The organism is Idiomarina sp. UBA4206 (assembly GCF_002383015.1).
Taxonomy (GTDB): domain Bacteria; phylum Pseudomonadota; class Gammaproteobacteria; order Enterobacterales; family Alteromonadaceae; genus Idiomarina; species Idiomarina abyssalis.
In genome coordinates this window covers 1-1,350 of the sequence record NZ_DFTS01000022.1, presented here as the reverse complement: position 1 = coordinate 1,350, position 1,350 = coordinate 1, and the positions used below count along the sequence as shown (strand labels likewise).

1 protein-coding gene and 1 pseudogene are annotated in these 1,350 nt (G+C 41.5%); one reads left to right on the top strand and one right to left on the bottom strand.

All coding sequences use genetic code 11. From position 1 onward, the window contains the following. Positions 1-132 (top strand): annotated as a pseudogene (gene rplQ / locus B3180_RS04805) (50S ribosomal protein L17); the annotation flags it as partial. Between the two features lie 69 nt (positions 133-201). Here the strand turns inward: rplQ and B3180_RS04800 are convergent. Next, positions 202-813: a hypothetical protein gene (locus tag B3180_RS04800; RefSeq protein ID WP_233399473.1), complete on the bottom strand. Its 612-nt coding sequence runs from the start codon at positions 811-813 to the stop codon at positions 202-204. Positions 814-1,350: the final 537 nt, after the last annotated feature.

Below are 1,350 nucleotides of genomic sequence, written 5' to 3'. Positions count from 1 at the left end.
CCAGGTGGTTACACTCGTATTATGAAGTGTGGCTTCCGTACAGGTGATAACGCACCAATGGCTTACATTGAATTAGTTGGTCGCCCAGAAGTAGAAGAAGTTGAAGAAGTAGCGGAAGAAGTTACTGAGTAAACTGATTCAGAAAGTTAAAAAGCCGACTGTACGCAGTCGGCTTTTTTGTTTTTGGAATTGCGATTTTTTTTAGTTTAGCTTCTCGTCAAAGATTTTCGCTAACGTCTCCTTTTCTAAATACCCTTCATTAACCAGCCACTCAAGTTCTTTACGGCTTACTCCCGACTGCTTTGCTTCTAAAGTAAGCAATCTCCACTCTTCCTTATTCAAACTGTAGTTCTGCTTTTCTTTATCAGTGCCGACAAAGAAGTCTTTTAACACAGAGACTAGTGCCGTAGCTGTGTCTGGCAGTGCTTTAATAGATTCGGTTATTGAGGAGAGTATAGAGTTAGGTGCTTCCTTTGCCGCAGTTCGCAAAACGGATTCGGTGAAGTCTGGGTGTGATGCCACTGCTTTTCGTATAATTATGTCTGCTTGCCCAGGTTCTCGTTTGAGAGCAATACTAATGATGTCGTCGATATAAGCCGGTTCGGTTTGAATAGCCGATTCGACGATAGCGTCACACAAGTCAGGGTAGCGCTGAATAGCTATGTCGACCACGCTGTAGGTAACAGCGGGTTCCGCCTGCATCGCAGCAACGACAATGGCTTTAACTCGATTTTCCCTCGCATCAAATGCTGCATCAACAATATAGCTGGCGTGCTCAGGGTAATGGTTAATTAAAATGCGGACTGTGCGCATAATCGAGAAATTTTTGTTTAGGTGGTTATCAATGATATTTCGGTAGGTACTTTTTAACTCGGACTCTGAACTTGTTGTGTTGCTATCAAGAGTGATAGCACTGCTCGTTCGTATTGCGCTCGGATTTAGAGTTGCCACAAGTAAACAGGTAAACGTAATTAATTTCCAGCGCATATAATCGAAGCCCCTAAATTGAGTCCATTTATTATTTGAGACTTTAATATAACAACAGTTCAAATAAAGCACAAAAAAACAACAAAATAGATTTAAAATCGTTCAATAATAAGGGGTTTTAAAGTAGTTAGTTTGTTTTTTAGTCAGTTGATGTTTGAGATCAAAAAAAGATCTTGAAAGGCTCAGAGAGATCACTATAATTCGCCGCCGTTGTCATGAGTTATCCGGAAGGGATTCAGGCAACGGCGTTTTGTTTCAGCCGGGCTGAAAAAAGCCGCTAAAAAGTGGTTGACGAAACGACTGGGAAGTGTAGAATACGCCTCCCTGCTTCGAAAGAAGCAACGCTCTTTAACAATACTATCA

What these genes read in the sequence shown, in the direction of transcription:
- B3180_RS04800 (WP_233399473.1), bottom strand. Translation starts at nt 813, where the DNA reads ATGCGCACAGTCCGCATTTTAATTAACCATTACCCTGAGCACGCCAGC.